The organism is Pseudocitrobacter corydidari (assembly GCF_021172065.1).
GTDB classification, from domain to species: Bacteria; Pseudomonadota; Gammaproteobacteria; order Enterobacterales; family Enterobacteriaceae; genus Pseudocitrobacter; species Pseudocitrobacter corydidari.
The window spans coordinates 2093196-2107249 of the sequence record NZ_CP087880.1 but is presented as its reverse complement, the minus strand read 5'-3'; the positions used below and the strand labels follow the sequence as shown (position 1 = coordinate 2107249).

Below are 14054 nucleotides of genomic sequence, written 5' to 3'. Positions count from 1 at the left end.
CTCCGGCAGGGCGCCGGAGTCAGCCTGTCATATTACCTGTGCCTGACGGCTTAGTCACGCACCCAACCCTTGCGGATGGGAAGGGAGAAAAGCATACGGTAGAGTGATTGCAGGCGCTGATAGACCTGAGAGCCAAAGCGATGCCAGAGCATCTGTGAAGTCAGGCAGCCGATAAGGCCGCTCAGGAAACCGCCGAGCATATCGATGGGCCAGTGTACGCCAAGGTACACGCGTGACCAGGCGATCGCGCAGGCGATAACCATTAATATCGCGCCGGACCACAAACGGTGCCAGAACAGGAAGGCGAGGGCGAAGGTGAAAATCACCGTGCCGTGATCGCTTGGGAAGGAATCGTCTGCGGCATGCGGCAGGAAGTTGTAACCCACGCCATCGACAAACGGACGATCGTGCGGGAAAAGATGGCCCACAACCCATGAAAGCGTCAGGGCGACGACAATCGCCAGCGCAGTTTTGACTACCAGCTGACGCTGGGCGCAAACCTGCTGTTTCGGTCCCCAAAGCCAGAGCGCAGCCGCCAGGAAGGGAACGATAGAGATAAGGTCGCGGGCGATAAAGGTCGCCAGGGTGATTAACCACTGCGCCGAAGCGGGGGTGGCGTTCAACAGCGCGAAGAGTTGGTGGTTCAGGATTTCCAGCATAACATCCAGACTTTTATGACAGATTAATGACCGATACCTTAAAAAGCTTAACCGCAGCGGTAAAGAGGGATTGTCTTAATTCCGCTCTCACGCGCACGTGCTCATCAGGCTAACTCGTTGAATTCAGCACACTATACCTGTTCAAGGTTAAGCAAACCTTAAACGAGTAAAATTGTGCGGAAATATTACATCCAGGCGATAATTTACTATCGTCACTACGACCTGTGGATTAAACTTGCGCGTTTTTACACTGAGTTAGTTTTGGTAATGAGTAATCCCTCTCTTTCCGGCAAACGTCTGGGCCGTCAGGCGCTGCTTTTTCCGCTCTGTCTGGTGCTGTACGAATTCTCCACCTATATCGGCAACGATATGATTCAGCCGGGTATGCTGGCGGTGGTGGAACAATTCAACGCGGGCAACGAGTGGGTTCCCACCTCGATGACGGCTTATATGGCAGGCGGCATGTTTTTACAGTGGCTGCTGGGGCCGCTGTCGGATCGTATTGGCCGCCGCCCGGTGATGTTGACCGGCGTGGTGTGGTTTATCGTCACCTGTCTGGCCACGCTGCTGGTGCACAATATCGAACAGTTTATTTTCCTGCGTTTCCTGCAAGGGGTCAGCCTGTGCTTTATCGGCGCGGTGGGCTATGCGGCGATTCAGGAATCTTTCGACGAAGCCACCTGCATTAAAATTACCGCGCTGATGGCAAACGTTGCGCTGATTGCGCCATTGCTCGGCCCGTTGGTCGGTGCGGCCTGGGTCCATGTTGCGCCGTGGGAAGGTATGTTTGTGCTGTTCGCCTTGCTCTCGGTTGTCGCTTTCGGCGGCCTGTTCCGCGCAATGCCGGAAACCGCCACGCGTATCGGCGAAAAGCTCTCGCTCGGTGAGTTAGGCCGTGATTACGCGCTGGTGCTTAAAAATGGGCGTTTCCTGGCGGGGGCGCTGGCGACAGGTTTTGTTAGCCTGCCGTTACTGGCATGGATTGCCCAATCGCCGGTGATTATTATCAGCGGTGAGCAGGCCAGCAGCTATGAATATGGCCTGTTACAGGTGCCTATCTTCGGCGCGCTGATCGCCGGTAACCTGACGCTGGCGCGCCTGACCTCTCGCCGTTCCGTGCGTTCACTGATTATCATGGGCGGTTGGCCGATTGTGGCTGGTTTAGTACTGGCGGCGGCAGCGACGGTCGTTTCCTCACACGCCTATCTGTGGATGACGGCGGGATTGAGCGTTTATGCTTTTGGTATTGGTGTGGCGAATGCCGGCCTGGTGCGACTGACGCTGTTTGCCAGCGATATGAGCAAAGGCACCGTTTCGGCGGCGATGGGCATGTTGCAGATGCTGATTTTTACCGTCGGTATCGAAGTGAGCAAACACATGTACCTGCAGGGCGGGAACGGGCTGTTCAGCCTCTTCAACCTGGCGAACGGTGTGCTGTGGCTGGTGGCGGTTGTCTTCTTCCTGAAAGACAAATCGGTAGGCAGCAGCAACCAACCGCAATAATGTGTGCGCCCGGCAATATCTGCCGGGCAGTCATTCAGGCGAACGGGGCTTCGCCGTTCAACGCTTTCTCAATAATGTTCAGCACGCCTTCTTCGTTATTATGCGGTGCGCGATACTTCGCCACTGACTTCACCACGTCCGACGCATTCGCCATCGCGAAACCGTAGCCCGCCTGCTGGAGCATTTCGATATCGTTGCCGCTGTCGCCAAAGGCCAGAACTTCGCTGTCGTCAATCCCCCAACGCGCCTGTAGCAAGCGCAGACCGTTCGCTTTATGAACGCCGGGAACGATAAGGTCGATGCTGCCATGGCCGGTCGTGACGGCGGTGAGCATATCGCCTACTTCTTCATGAATCAGTTTTTGCATCTCGGGTACCAGAGTATCCGGAACGTTGAGACCAAACTTCAGGAAGGTATCTTCAATATTCTCGAAATTATCCACTTCTTCCAGGCGATGATAGTAGCGGATGGCAATATCTTTGAATGCCCGATCGTAGTGTTTTAGCGTGTAAGCGCTCTGTTTCCCGCAGGCGATGATCTCCAGTTCGGTTCGGGTTTGCAGATAACGCACCACGTCCATGAAATGCTGCTTCGGAATACTGCAGTTGAAGATATCTTCTCCGGCATCCACCACCCAGCCGCCGTTTTCGGCAACAAATGCGATTTCATCAACAATCTCCGGGAAGAAGGAGATGAGCTGATAATACTGGTTGCCGCTGGCGACCGCGAAGCGGATACCTTGCTGCTTCATGCGCTGGTACTGAGCCAGGAAGCGCTCGCGATTATAGGTTTTCGCATCGCTGAGGAAGGTGCCATCCATGTCGACTGCAATCAGTTTGATACTCATCCATTACTCTCCATCACAACGTTGGGTTCAGGTTTAGCCACCGCTCGCGCCACCAGCGCAGCGACCAGCACCAGCGCCAGCACGGCAAGCATGGCGCTGCGCAGACCATAATGTTCGCCGAGGAAGCCCAGCAGCGGCGGCCCGACAAGAAAAGCAAGATATCCGGTGGTGGCGACCACGCTCACGCGGGTCGGCGCATCCGGGCCGGTATCGCTGGCGGCGGAAATGGTTAACGGGAAGCCCAGCGACGCGCCCAGCCCCCATAAAATCACGGATACGCCAGCAACCCAGTCGACATCGACAAAGATAATCAGCGCGATACCCAGCGCGCCCATCAGCGCACTGGCGCGAACTACCGTCACGCGGCTGTAGCGGTCAATGAACCAGCCACCGGTAAAGCGGCCAAGGGTCATGCCCAGAGTGAAACCGGCGTAAATCAACGCCCCGGACTTCGCGCTAAACCCGTGACCGTCAACCATCAGCAGCGGCAACCAGTCATTGGCCGACCCTTCGGCAAAGGCCATTGCCAGTACCACGACGCCTATCAGCATCAGTTGCATATCGCGCCAGAAGGGAACGCCTTTCTCGTTATGTTGTGTGCCGTCTGTGGTGTTTTTGCCAGTACCTTCGGGGATTGCCCGAATGGCAATGGCGATAGGCGCGATGCCCACCAGCGCCGCAAGGGCAATATGCCACATTGCGGGTAGACCAAACGCGGTTAACGCCATTCCAACGCCCGCGCCTATCAGGGTGCCGAAGCTGTAAAAACCGTGCATCATCGGCAGCACGGTTTTTTTCATCTCTTGCTCAACGGCGGCGCCTTCAACATTAATGGCCACTTCCGCCGCGCCAAAGCTGCCGCCAAACACCGCCAGCCCGGCGGCAAAAATCCACGCTGAGCTGAACCAAAGTGCGATGCTTAAAATTAGCATTCCGACCAACGCGCAGGACATGGTGGTGCGAATGACCGTGCGCGTACCAAAACGTTTCACCAGCGGAGCCGAGCAAAGAATACCGCTCATTGAGCCTACCGATAGCCCGAACAGCACAATGCCCATCTCCGCCGTCGAGACCGATAAAATATCGCGGATGGCCGGCGTGCGTGTCGCCCACGAGGCCATCAGCAATCCCGGTAAAAAGAAGAACATAAACAGCGCATACATGCGCAACTGTAGGGCTTTGCGGGGCGTCACTTTCGCATCCATTAGTGAAGTTGAAGAAATAATGCGACAACACTAGCAAGGCTGTGTACATTTGTACATAAACAAACGAGGAGAAATATGGCCCGTCGACCCAACGATCCGCAGCGCCGGGAGCGCATCCTGGACGCCACGCTGGAAACCATCGCCGCCCACGGCATCAGCGCCGTTACGCACCGCAAAATCGCCAGTTGTGCCGATGTCCCGCTGGGTTCGATGACCTATTACTTTGACGGCATTGAAGCATTACTGGTGGAGGCGTTCACGGTATTCACCGAACGGATGTCTCAGGAGTATCGCGACTTTTTCTGTGAGGTTGAAGCCCCCACAGCCGCCTGCGATGCAATCACTCAGCTTATCTTTAGCAGTGAAGTCACCACGCCGCGTAACATGACGCTGATGTATCAGTTATATGCCTTTGCCAGCAATCGCCCGGCGCTGAAAGGCGTGATGCAAAACTGGATGCAGCGTAGCCAGCAAACGCTGGAACAGTGGTTTGACCCGGCAACCGCCCGCGCGCTGGATGCGTTTATTGAAGGGATGACGCTACATTTTGTCACCGACCGCCAGCCGCTGACCAAGGCGCAGATACGGGAAACGGTGGGGAGGATTGCGGGTTTATAACGTCAAGCAACATCCTTCGCCTGTTGTTTACGCGCAGCAATGAAGTCCTCTGCCGTGATGATGCGGCTCAACTCAAGCTGAGTACGCGGATTGTTTTCAATCTTCCAGATATCGATGGCAGATTGCAGATTTAGCCAGAATTCAGCAGAAGTATTAAAAACAATCGCCAACCTGAAGGCCATGTCTGTTGTCAGCTTACGGTTGTTATTGACCAGCGCGCTGACCGTATTGCGGTGTACCTGGAGCATCTCTGCAAGATCGTTAATCTTAAGATTTAACGGCTCCAGAAATTCATACAGCAGGATATCACCGGGAGTGGTCGGTTTACGGGTTGCCTGGTTCATCTGTTTAATCCATCTCGTATGTCGGCTAACGGTATGTTGCCGCTCGTTATTCGTTAATATTCATGAGGATCGAGGTAAAGATCGTATGCCTTGCCATCAGTCCATTTGAAAATTACACGATACTGCTTGTTCACTCTGATAGAAGAATAACCCTTAAGTTTCCCCTGAAGCCGCTCGTAACGATTTCCCGGAGGTGACTTGAGATCCTGCCAGCAGGTAGCCGCGTTGATGATATCGAGTTTGCGAGCCAGCCCGGAATGAATTTCGCCTGGGATTAATTTGTGCGGGGCCGCGTAGTTAAAAAAGTCGGCTAGCCAACGATCCCGAAAACTTCCAATGTTGAATAATTTTTGCGGCATTCCATGCAGCCTCATGGGGATATCTGTAGATGATCGTAATGCACTCTTGCACTGTGATCAAGTGCGTTTATTAACAAATAGTGCGAGGTCGAAAGCGTGGGGGATTAAAGTTGAAGAGCCGTAGAAAACAAAAAACCCATCAACCTTGAACCAAATCTGGCGGGGTTGATGGGCTCCACAAAATGGGGACATCAAAGAAAAGCAGTGGCATAAGTTATGACTGATGCTTATGCGAAAAGTTCTCTGTATCCCTAAAAATTTTTCTAAACATTTAAGACTAAGAATTATCCTAGCCCAGGCCAAATGATGATAATCAGCGTACCGGCCAATGTTAACAACACGTTAGCAATCGCGTAGGTGCCTGCATAGCCCAGCGCGGGAATGTTGCTTCGTGCAGTATCGCTAATGATTTCCATCGCCGGTGCGCAGGTACGTGCGCCCATGATGGCTCCGAACAGCAGCGCGCGGTTCATGCGCAGAATGTACGCGCCGAACAGGAAGCTAATCACCACCGGCACCAGGCTGACAATCAGCCCCGCGACCAGCATCTGGCCGCCGACCGCGCCGAGGCTATTGCCGATGCCGCTGCCTGCGCTTAAACCCACGCCCGCCATAAATACCATCAGACCGAACTCTTTCACCATGTTCAGCGCGCCCTGCGGGATATAGCCGAAGGTCGGGTGGTTTGCACGCAAGAAGCCGAGCATGATGCCAGCAAACAGCAGACCCGCCGCGTTACCGACGCCAAAACTAAAGTTGCTGAACTGGAAGGTGATCATGCCAATCATCAGGCCGACGATAAAGAAGGCGCAGAAGGCCAGCAGATCGGTAACCTGACTGTGAATAGAGACGAAGCCGATGCGATCGGCGACGGTTTTCACGCGTCGTGCGTCACCGCTGACCTGAAGCACATCACCTTTATTCAGCACCACGTTGTCATCGATAGGCATTTCGATCTGGCTGCGAATGACGCGGTTGAGGAAGCAACCGTGATCGGTGAGTTTCAGCTGCGCCAGGCGGCGGCCCACGGCATTGTGGTTTTTGACCACGATTTCTTCGGTGACGATGCGCATGTCGAGCAGGTCGCGGTCGAACACTTCTTTACCGTTACGGAAGCTTGGGTCGAGACGGGCATGGGCGTCCGGATATCCCACCAGCGCAATTTCATCGCCCATTTGCAGTACCGCGTCGCCGTCCGGGTTCGCCAGAATGCCATTACGGCGAATACGCTCGATGTAGCATCCGGTCTGGCGATAAATTCCCAGCTCGCGCAGGTTTTTACCGTCGGCCCACGCCACCAGTTCCGGGCCAACGCGGTAAGCGCGAATCACCGGCAGGTAGACTTTACGATTAGTGTCGGTATCCAGACCACGTTCGCGGGCGATTTGCTGGGCGCTGGTTTGCAGATCCTGATGTTGCAGTTTTGGCAGATAGCGCGCGCCGACAATCAGGCTGACCAGACCAATCAAATAGGTGAGGGCGTAGCCGAGGCTTAAGTGATCCTGGGCGATAGCCAGCAAGCCGGGTTCCATTCCCGAGTGGCGAAGGGTATCGCCTGCGCCAACCAGCACCGGGGTGGATGTCATCGAGCCCGCAAGCATACCGGCCGTCAGGCCGATGTCCCAGCCGAACAGCTTACCGAGGCCCAGGGCAATCAGCAGAGCGCTGCCCACCATCACCAGCGCCAGCATCAGATAATTTTTGCCGTCGCGGAAGAAAATTGAAAAAAAGTTAGGCCCGGCTTCCACGCCAACGCAGAAAATAAACAGCATAAAGCCGAGATTGAGCGCCTCCGTGTTAATACTGAAATGCTGCTGGCCTAGTAACAGGGAGACGACTAAAACGCCAATAGAATTACCGAGTTGAACGGAACCCAGACGTAATTTTCCCAGGCAAAGGCCAAGTGCCAGCACCACGAATAATAACAGGATGTAATTCCCATTTAACAAATCTGCGACGTTTATATTCACGGAGACTAACTTCTTGTTTACCAGTAACTTGTTGAAAGAGTTGGTTATTTAGTCTAAGGTTTTGGTTCAGACAGCCGCGTAATCGCCTCTGTTCTGTACCTACAAAATAACCAAAAAATTGAAGCCGTTAGTTTAATCGTTCCTTATCGCTTCGGCTAGCAACAATCGCTTTTTGTACTTAAGTGTTTTGGCACGGATGGCCAGATGCTTTATCTGACTGGGCGCCCAATGGGTGAAATGTTGAGTTTGATAGAGAATTTTTCAGGAGGATCCTTTGAGATCTGAACGCGGCTGGACCGGCGTGATCTGCTGTTTCCTGCTTTTTATCGTGGTTTTCTTTTCGTTGCTGCTGCATATGAAGGGCGCATTTCGTGCGTCTGGCGCGCCTGAGCTGGGGTTATTGTTCTTTTTGATCCCCGGAGCGGTCGCCAGCTTTATCTCGCCAAGACGTCGCTTGTTACGCCCACTGGTCGGCGCGATTCTGGCAGCGCCATTGTGTATGGTGCTGATGCGGTTGTTTTTTTATTCTGAGCGTTCGTTCTGGCAGGAGCTGGCGTGGCTGTTTAGCGCGGTGTTCTGGTGTGCGCTGGGGGCGTTGTGCTTCTTGTTTGTGACGACCTTATTACGGCTAAAAAACCGTGATGCCGATGCCCACCCGCTGGATGGGCATCCGAAGGATTAAGCGTACAGGCCGAGGGTCTCTTTGGCCCAGGCTTCAAAATCCGTGCATCCGCCGATGTGCTGCTGATCGACAAAAATCTGCGGCACCGTCTCAACCGGCTTACCGACCGTTTTTTCCAGGTCAGCTTTGCTGATGCCTTCCGCGTGAATATCAACGTAGCGATAGTTGAAGTCGTCACGTTCCTGCGTCAGTTTTTCAGCCAGTTCTTTTGCACGAACACAGTACGGGCAACCCGGGCGACCAAAAATTACGGTGAACATCGTTTCTCTCCTCAACCTTAAAATAAGGCGCTTATCATGACCTTATTCCCTCTGGCGCGAAAGAAGGTTCTGCCTGTTGCTTCAATTCATTATGGCTATGTGTGGCGAATTGCCCTGCAACAATCGCGGCGGCTGAGATAAACTTGAGGTCTGATAAAGCAGCACGGTTTAGCGGAGGACGCATGCGTTCGCTCGGGGCGTTACCCAAAAGCGTTTTGATTCTGGAAGCAATAGGCATGGTGTTGTTGGGGGCCGCCTGGCTCTCGCTCAACGGCTATGTCGCATTGCCTGCGCCTGTCGCCAGCCAGGGGGCGGCGGTGGTGATGATTTTCGCCGGGATAATCCTGATGCTCCCCGCCGCCTTTGCCCTGTTTTGGGGCATGGCGCAAACCGTTGCACCACAACTGATGGGGCGTAATGCCAAAACGCCCCCAAAGCAAGATAAGGAAAAACATGATGACGCCGACCATTGATCTGCTTCTCAGCCACCGTTCTATTCGCCAGTTTACCGATAAGCCCATCAGTGACGAGCAACGCGCGGCGATTATCGCCTGCGCCCAGGCGGCATCCAGTTCGAGTTTTTTACAGTGCAGTTCGATAATCCGCATTACCGATAAAGCGATGCGCGCGCAGCTGGTTGAGATGACCGGCGGTCAACAGCACGTCGCGCAGGCGGCGGAGTTCTGGGTTTTCTGCGCCGATTTTAATCGCCATCTGCAAATTTGCCCTGACGCGCAGCTCGGGCTGGCCGAGCAACTGCTGCTGGGCGTGGTCGATACCGCGTTGATGGCGCAGAATGCCTTTACCGCCGCAGAATCTCTTGGGCTCGGCGGTGTTTACATTGGCGGAATTCGTAACAGCATTGAGGCGGTGACCGAGCTGCTGAAGCTGCCTAAACACGTGCTGCCGCTGTTTGGTCTGTGCCTGGGCTGGCCGGACAGCAACCCGGATATCAAACCGCGCCTGCCTGCCTCTATCGTGGTGCATGAAAACCACTATCAGCCGCTGGATGCCGATGAGCTGGCAAAATACGACGAACAGCTCGCGGAATATTACCTCTCTCGCGGCAGCAATAACCGTCGTGACACCTGGAGCGATCATATCCGCCGTACCATTATCAAAGAGAATCGTCCGTTTATTCTCGATTATCTCCACAAGCAGGGCTGGGCGACCCGCTAATAATCTTCATCCTTCGAATTGTCTCTGCGTTGGCTGCGCGCGTTGATACGATTCGAATGATTTGATTATTAGATAGAAAAAAAGGCCGCCGGACGCCATTTTTCTTCCGGCGGTACGTGTATCATACCCGGGCTTTTTTCAGGTTTTTTAGCGAGGTAAAAGGTGAAAATTGCCATTTTGTCCCGGGATGGAACGCTCTATTCCTGTAAGCGTCTGCGTGAAGCGGCCATGCGCCGTGGTCATATCGTCGAAGTCCTTGACCCGCTCTCCTGTTATATGAACATCAGCCCGTCTGCATCGTCCATTCACTATAAAGGGCGCAAACTCCCGCATTTTGACGCGGTGATCCCGCGTATCGGCTCGGCGATTACCTTTTATGGCACAGCGGCGCTGCGTCAGTTTGAACTGCTGGGCAGCTATCCGCTTAATGAATCCGTTGCCATCACCCGCGCGCGTGACAAGCTGCGCTCGCTGCAACTGCTGGCGCGTCAGGGCATCGACCTGCCGGTGACCGGTATCGCCCATTCGCCCGATGACACCAGTGATTTAATTGATATGGTTGGCGGTGCGCCGCTGGTGGTGAAGCTGGTGGAAGGCACGCAGGGCATTGGCGTCGTGCTTGCCGAGACGCGTCAGGCGGCGGAAAGCGTCATTGACGCCTTTCGCGGCTTAAACGCGCATATCCTGGTGCAGGAATATATTGAAGAGGCAAAAGGGTGCGACATTCGCTGCCTGGTGGTCGGCGATCGTGTGGTGGCGGCGATTGAGCGGCGAGCGAAAGAGGGTGATTTCCGCTCTAACTTACACCGCGGCGGCGTGGCGACGGTGGCGGAAATTACGCTGCGCGAGCGCGAAATTGCCGTGCAGGCCGCGCAAACGCTGGGGCTTGATGTCGCCGGTGTGGATATTCTGCGCGCCACGCGCGGCCCGCTGGTGATGGAAGTGAACGCCTCGCCGGGGCTGGAAGGCATCGAGAAAACCACCGGTATTGATATCGCGGGCAAAATGATCGAGTGGATTGAGCGCCAGGCGCATCCTGGTTTTTGCCTGAAAATCGGCGGCTAAGACTGTTTTTTCGGCTTTCGTGGTATACGCGTGCAATTTTGCGTAAGCTATAGCGATCGAATGCCGGGCGCAGTGCCCGGTTTTGTTCTGTTTTAACCCGCATGAGGTCATAGGTCATATGGATTCACTCGTCGTCCCGAGTCTGGATACGTTACGTCAGTGGCTCGACGAATCAGGCATCAGCTTCTATGAGTGCGATACCTGTCAGGCGTTGCACCTGCCGCATATGCAAAATTTTGATGGCGTGTTTGACGCTAAAATCGACCTTATTGATAACACTATTCTCTTCTCTGCGCTGGCGGAAATTCGGCCAACCGCACTGTTAGCGATGGCGGCGGATCTCTCTGCGATTAATGCCAGCTCGCTGACCGTGAAGGCGTTCATCGATATACAGGATGATAATCTGCCAAAACTGGTGGTTTGCCAGTCTTTATCTGCCTCTGTTGGCGTGGCCTATGAGCAGTTCGTGGCCTTCATGCGTCAAAGCGAAGAGCAGGTGTCGATGGTGATTCTGGAGGCTTTCGCTCAGCAGCTGCTGTTTAAAGCGGAAGAAGAGGAAGAGCAGCCATCTGAAGAGATTCAATACCACTTTCTTCACTGATCCCACCCCCTGAATAGCGCAGCCACTGCCAGAGCGGCTGCGTATCACGTTCGTTTATTCCGTATTTAACCTATTTTTAAAGATTCATTCACTACCTGAAAGACCCTTTTGGCCTATCACATAGAGTGATCTTGCATAAAAAATTGATAAAAGGCGTTTTTAACACTGAGCTATAGCCTCTATCTCTGGCTACAGTTATTCTTGCGATACCCGGATGATCCCCCTCAATTGCCAGACCTTTAGCAGATTTGGCGAGGTTTTTGCATCCGTTAAGCAAGCAACGGCTGCGGCGAGAGGAACCATTTCTTCTTCAATGCGGTACGACAAAAATATGCATGAATATTGCATACCTCCGACTGCGTGTATTTGGTCCAAATGTTAACGGACGTTGAGAAGGAAAAGAGATATGGCCGCTTTCAGTAAAAAATGGTTAACGGGTCTGGTGACGGGTGTGCTGATGGCCACCTCGGCAAGCGTGCTCGCGGCGGAGCAAAAAACGCTGCATATCTATAACTGGTCTGATTATATCGCGCCGGATACGGTGGCGAATTTTGAAAAAGAGACCGGCATAAAAGTGGTGTATGACGTTTTCGATTCCAACGAAGTGCTGGAAGGAAAACTGATGGCGGGCAGCACCGGGTTTGACCTTGTCGTACCCTCGGCGAGCTTCCTGGAGCGCCAGTTAACGGCGGGCGTGTTCCAGCCGCTTGATAAAAGCAAACTGCCTAACTGGAAAAATCTCGACCCGGAAGTGCTGAAGCTGGTGGCGAAACACGATCCGGATAATAAGTACGCGATGCCCTATATGTGGGCAACCACCGGCATTGGCTATAACGTTGATAAAGTGAAAGCGGTGCTCGGCGCTGATGCGCCCGTGAACAGCTGGGATCTTATCTTCAAACCTGAAAATCTGGAGAAGCTGAAAAGCTGCGGCGTCTCCTTCCTTGATGCCCCGGAAGAAGTGTTCGCCACCGTGCTGAATTATCTGGGCAAAGACCCGAACAGCACCAAAGCGGATGATTACACCGGCCCGGCGACGGACCTGCTGCTTAAGCTGCGTCCGAACGTGCGTTACTTCCACTCCTCGCAATATATCAACGACCTGGCGAACGGCGATATCTGCGTGGCCATCGGCTGGGCGGGCGATGTGTGGCAGGCGGCGAACCGCGCGAAAGAAGCGAAAAACGGCGTGAATGTTTCCTTCAGCATTCCGAAAGAGGGGGCGATGGCGTTCTTTGATGTCTTCGCTATGCCTGCCGATGCGAAAAACAAAGATGAAGCCTATCAGTTCCTCAACTACCTGATGAAACCTGAGGTGGTGGCGCATATCAGCGATCACGTCTTCTACGCTAACGCCAACAAAGCATCGACCCCGCTGGTCAGCGAAGCGATTCGCAATAACCCTGGCATTTATCCGCCGCCGGATGTCTTCGCCAAACTCTTCACCCTGAAAGTGCAGGATCCGAAGATTGACCGCGTGCGTACCCGCGCGTGGACCAAAGTCAAAAGCGGTAAATAACTGACGCAATCCGCCCGGCGCGCGCTGCCGGGCGGATTTGCCAATGCAGTTTTTCGTATGGCAACCGGGCCATATCGAGTGTGTTTTTTTGCCGGAGAGCACCCCATTGAACGACGCGACCCCCCGCCCACAGGCGAAAATCCGTAAAGCGCTCACCCCGCTGCTGGAGATCCGTAACCTGACCAAATCCTATGACGGCCAGCATGCCGTGGATGATGTCAGCCTCACCATTTATAAAGGCGAAATTTTTGCGTTGCTTGGCGCATCCGGCTGCGGAAAATCCACGCTGCTGCGTATGCTGGCGGGCTTTGAACAGCCCAGCACCGGGCAGATTATGCTCGACGGCGTTGACCTGGCGCATGTCCCGCCCTATCAGCGGCCGATCAACATGATGTTTCAGTCCTACGCCTTGTTCCCCCATATGACCGTGGAACAAAACATTGCTTTTGGCCTGAAGCAGGACAAGCTGCCGAAGGCGGAAATTAGCGCCCGCGTCGCTGAAATGCTGGCGCTGGTGCATATGCAGGAGTTTGCCAAACGTAAACCGCATCAGCTTTCCGGCGGCCAGCGGCAGCGTGTGGCGCTGGCGAGAAGCCTGGCGAAACGACCAAAGCTATTGCTGCTGGATGAGCCAATGGGGGCGCTGGATAAGAAACTGCGCGACCGGATGCAGCTGGAAGTGGTCGATATTCTGGAGCGCGTCGGCGCGACCTGCGTGATGGTGACACACGACCAGGAAGAGGCGATGACCATGGCCGGGCGCATCGCCATTATGAATCGCGGCAAGTTCGTGCAGATTGGTGAGCCGGAAGAGATTTACGAGCACCCGACCACCCGCTACAGCGCGGAGTTTATTGGTTCAGTGAATGTCTTTGAAGGGCTGCTGAAATCGCGCGAAGAAGATGGCCTGGTGATTGATTCTCCGGGGCTGGTGCATCCATTGAAAGTCGATGCCGATGCGTCGGTGGTGGATAACGTCCCGGTGTATGTCGCGCTGCGACCGGAAAAAATCATGCTCTGCGACGCGCCGCCTGAGAATGGCTATAACTTTGCCGTGGGCGAAGTGGTGCATATCGCTTATCTCGGCGATTTGTCGATTTATCACGTGCGCTTAAAAAGCGGGCAGATGATCAGCGCGCAGCTACAGAACGAACATCGCTACCGAAAAGGACTACCCACCTGGGGCGATGAAGTGCGTCTGTGCTGGGATGCCGACAGCTGCGTTGTTCTGACGGTGTAAGGA

At 54.3% G+C, this 14054-nt stretch carries 16 protein-coding genes; 9 read left to right on the top strand and 7 right to left on the bottom strand.

Features of this window, described 5'->3' with window-relative positions; all coding sequences use genetic code 11:
* Positions 1-50: 50 nt before the first annotated feature.
* Positions 51-659 (bottom strand): undecaprenyl-diphosphate phosphatase, encoded by a 609-nt coding sequence (gene ybjG, locus G163CM_RS09795; protein ID WP_015965162.1) that lies wholly within the window; start codon positions 657-659, stop codon positions 51-53.
* A gap of 267 nt (positions 660-926) precedes the next feature.
* Between ybjG and G163CM_RS09790 the strand changes: the two genes are divergently transcribed.
* Complete coding sequence (locus G163CM_RS09790) at positions 927-2162, top strand: MFS transporter (RefSeq protein WP_231827868.1); 1236 nt, start codon at positions 927-929, stop codon at positions 2160-2162.
* 34 nt (positions 2163-2196) lie between these two features.
* On the opposite strand, the gene G163CM_RS09785 is transcribed toward G163CM_RS09790, so the two are convergent.
* Positions 2197-3009: a Cof-type HAD-IIB family hydrolase gene (locus G163CM_RS09785; RefSeq protein WP_231827867.1), complete on the bottom strand. Its 813-nt coding sequence runs from the start codon at positions 3007-3009 to the stop codon at positions 2197-2199.
* The gene (locus tag G163CM_RS09780; protein WP_231827866.1) at positions 3006-4214 is read right to left on the bottom strand and encodes an MFS transporter; all 1209 of its coding nucleotides are present in this window, start codon (positions 4212-4214) and stop codon (positions 3006-3008) included. The genes G163CM_RS09785 and G163CM_RS09780 overlap by 4 nt, the downstream gene beginning before the upstream one ends.
* 75 nt (positions 4215-4289) lie before the next feature.
* Here G163CM_RS09780 and G163CM_RS09775 point away from each other — a divergent pair, with 75 nt between their 5' ends.
* Positions 4290-4832: a TetR/AcrR family transcriptional regulator gene (locus G163CM_RS09775; protein ID WP_231827865.1), complete on the top strand. Its 543-nt coding sequence runs from the start codon at positions 4290-4292 to the stop codon at positions 4830-4832.
* A gap of 2 nt (positions 4833-4834) precedes the next feature.
* Here the strand turns inward: G163CM_RS09775 and G163CM_RS09770 are convergent, their stop codons facing one another.
* From G163CM_RS09770 to G163CM_RS09760, 3 genes are all read right to left on the bottom strand, one after another.
* Positions 4835-5176, bottom strand: coding sequence for a HigA family addiction module antitoxin (locus G163CM_RS09770; protein ID WP_231827864.1), 342 nt, complete (start codon positions 5174-5176; stop codon positions 4835-4837).
* Between the two features lie 53 nt (positions 5177-5229).
* Positions 5230-5535 (bottom strand): type II toxin-antitoxin system RelE/ParE family toxin, encoded by a 306-nt coding sequence (locus tag G163CM_RS09765; protein WP_231827863.1) that lies wholly within the window; start codon positions 5533-5535, stop codon positions 5230-5232.
* Between the two features lie 284 nt (positions 5536-5819).
* Positions 5820-7505 (bottom strand): aspartate:alanine antiporter, encoded by a 1686-nt coding sequence (locus G163CM_RS09760; protein ID WP_108474643.1) that lies wholly within the window; start codon positions 7503-7505, stop codon positions 5820-5822.
* 274 nt (positions 7506-7779) lie between these two features.
* Here G163CM_RS09760 and G163CM_RS09755 point away from each other — a divergent pair, with 274 nt between their 5' ends.
* Positions 7780-8187, top strand: a complete 408-nt coding sequence (locus G163CM_RS09755; RefSeq protein WP_015965156.1) for an inner membrane protein YbjM — start codon at positions 7780-7782, stop codon at positions 8185-8187.
* Here the strand turns inward: G163CM_RS09755 and G163CM_RS09750 are convergent.
* Positions 8184-8447 (bottom strand): GrxA family glutaredoxin, encoded by a 264-nt coding sequence (locus G163CM_RS09750; RefSeq protein ID WP_015965155.1) that lies wholly within the window; start codon positions 8445-8447, stop codon positions 8184-8186. The two genes, G163CM_RS09755 and G163CM_RS09750, sit on opposite strands and share 4 nt — an antisense overlap.
* A 182-nt stretch (positions 8448-8629) precedes the next feature.
* On the opposite strand from G163CM_RS09750, the gene G163CM_RS09745 reads away from it, so the two are divergent.
* The 6 genes from G163CM_RS09745 to potG all read left to right on the top strand — a co-directional run bounded on the left by G163CM_RS09745 (position 8630) and on the right by potG (position 14051).
* The gene (locus G163CM_RS09745; RefSeq protein ID WP_231827862.1) at positions 8630-8920 is read left to right on the top strand and encodes a DUF1418 family protein; all 291 of its coding nucleotides are present in this window, start codon (positions 8630-8632) and stop codon (positions 8918-8920) included.
* Positions 8904-9626: an oxygen-insensitive NADPH nitroreductase gene (gene nfsA, locus G163CM_RS09740; protein ID WP_231828354.1), complete on the top strand. Its 723-nt coding sequence runs from the start codon at positions 8904-8906 to the stop codon at positions 9624-9626. The genes G163CM_RS09745 and nfsA overlap by 17 nt, the downstream gene beginning before the upstream one ends.
* Positions 9627-9788: 162 nt before the next feature.
* On the top strand, positions 9789-10691 hold the full coding sequence (rimK, locus tag G163CM_RS09735) for a 30S ribosomal protein S6--L-glutamate ligase (protein WP_015965152.1): 903 nt from the start codon (positions 9789-9791) through the stop codon (positions 10689-10691).
* A 118-nt stretch (positions 10692-10809) separates the two neighbouring features.
* Entirely contained in the window at positions 10810-11292 is a 483-nt protein-coding gene (locus G163CM_RS09730) for a type III secretion system chaperone family protein (RefSeq protein ID WP_231827861.1), read from the top strand.
* Between the two features lie 406 nt (positions 11293-11698).
* Positions 11699-12811: a spermidine/putrescine ABC transporter substrate-binding protein PotF gene (gene potF / locus G163CM_RS09725; RefSeq protein WP_015965150.1), complete on the top strand. Its 1113-nt coding sequence runs from the start codon at positions 11699-11701 to the stop codon at positions 12809-12811.
* A gap of 106 nt (positions 12812-12917) precedes the next feature.
* The gene (potG, locus tag G163CM_RS09720) at positions 12918-14051 is read left to right on the top strand and encodes a putrescine ABC transporter ATP-binding subunit PotG (RefSeq protein ID WP_015965149.1); all 1134 of its coding nucleotides are present in this window, start codon (positions 12918-12920) and stop codon (positions 14049-14051) included.
* Positions 14052-14054 lie beyond the last annotated feature (3 nt).

What these genes read in the sequence shown, in the direction of transcription:
- ybjG (WP_015965162.1), bottom strand. Translation starts at nt 659, where the DNA reads ATGCTGGAAATCCTGAACCACCAACTCTTCGCGCTGTTGAACGCCACC.
- G163CM_RS09790 (WP_231827868.1), top strand. Translation starts at nt 927, where the DNA reads ATGAGTAATCCCTCTCTTTCCGGCAAACGTCTGGGCCGTCAGGCGCTG.
- G163CM_RS09785 (WP_231827867.1), bottom strand. Translation starts at nt 3,009, where the DNA reads ATGAGTATCAAACTGATTGCAGTCGACATGGATGGCACCTTCCTCAGC.
- G163CM_RS09780 (WP_231827866.1), bottom strand. Translation starts at nt 4,214, where the DNA reads ATGGATGCGAAAGTGACGCCCCGCAAAGCCCTACAGTTGCGCATGTAT.
- G163CM_RS09775 (WP_231827865.1), top strand. Translation starts at nt 4,290, where the DNA reads ATGGCCCGTCGACCCAACGATCCGCAGCGCCGGGAGCGCATCCTGGAC.
- G163CM_RS09770 (WP_231827864.1), bottom strand. Translation starts at nt 5,176, where the DNA reads ATGAACCAGGCAACCCGTAAACCGACCACTCCCGGTGATATCCTGCTG.
- G163CM_RS09765 (WP_231827863.1), bottom strand. Translation starts at nt 5,535, where the DNA reads ATGCCGCAAAAATTATTCAACATTGGAAGTTTTCGGGATCGTTGGCTA.
- G163CM_RS09750 (WP_015965155.1), bottom strand. Translation starts at nt 8,447, where the DNA reads ATGTTCACCGTAATTTTTGGTCGCCCGGGTTGCCCGTACTGTGTTCGT.
- G163CM_RS09745 (WP_231827862.1), top strand. Translation starts at nt 8,630, where the DNA reads ATGCGTTCGCTCGGGGCGTTACCCAAAAGCGTTTTGATTCTGGAAGCA.
- nfsA (WP_231828354.1), top strand. Translation starts at nt 8,904, where the DNA reads ATGACGCCGACCATTGATCTGCTTCTCAGCCACCGTTCTATTCGCCAG.
- G163CM_RS09730 (WP_231827861.1), top strand. Translation starts at nt 10,810, where the DNA reads ATGGATTCACTCGTCGTCCCGAGTCTGGATACGTTACGTCAGTGGCTC.
- potF (WP_015965150.1), top strand. Translation starts at nt 11,699, where the DNA reads ATGGCCGCTTTCAGTAAAAAATGGTTAACGGGTCTGGTGACGGGTGTG.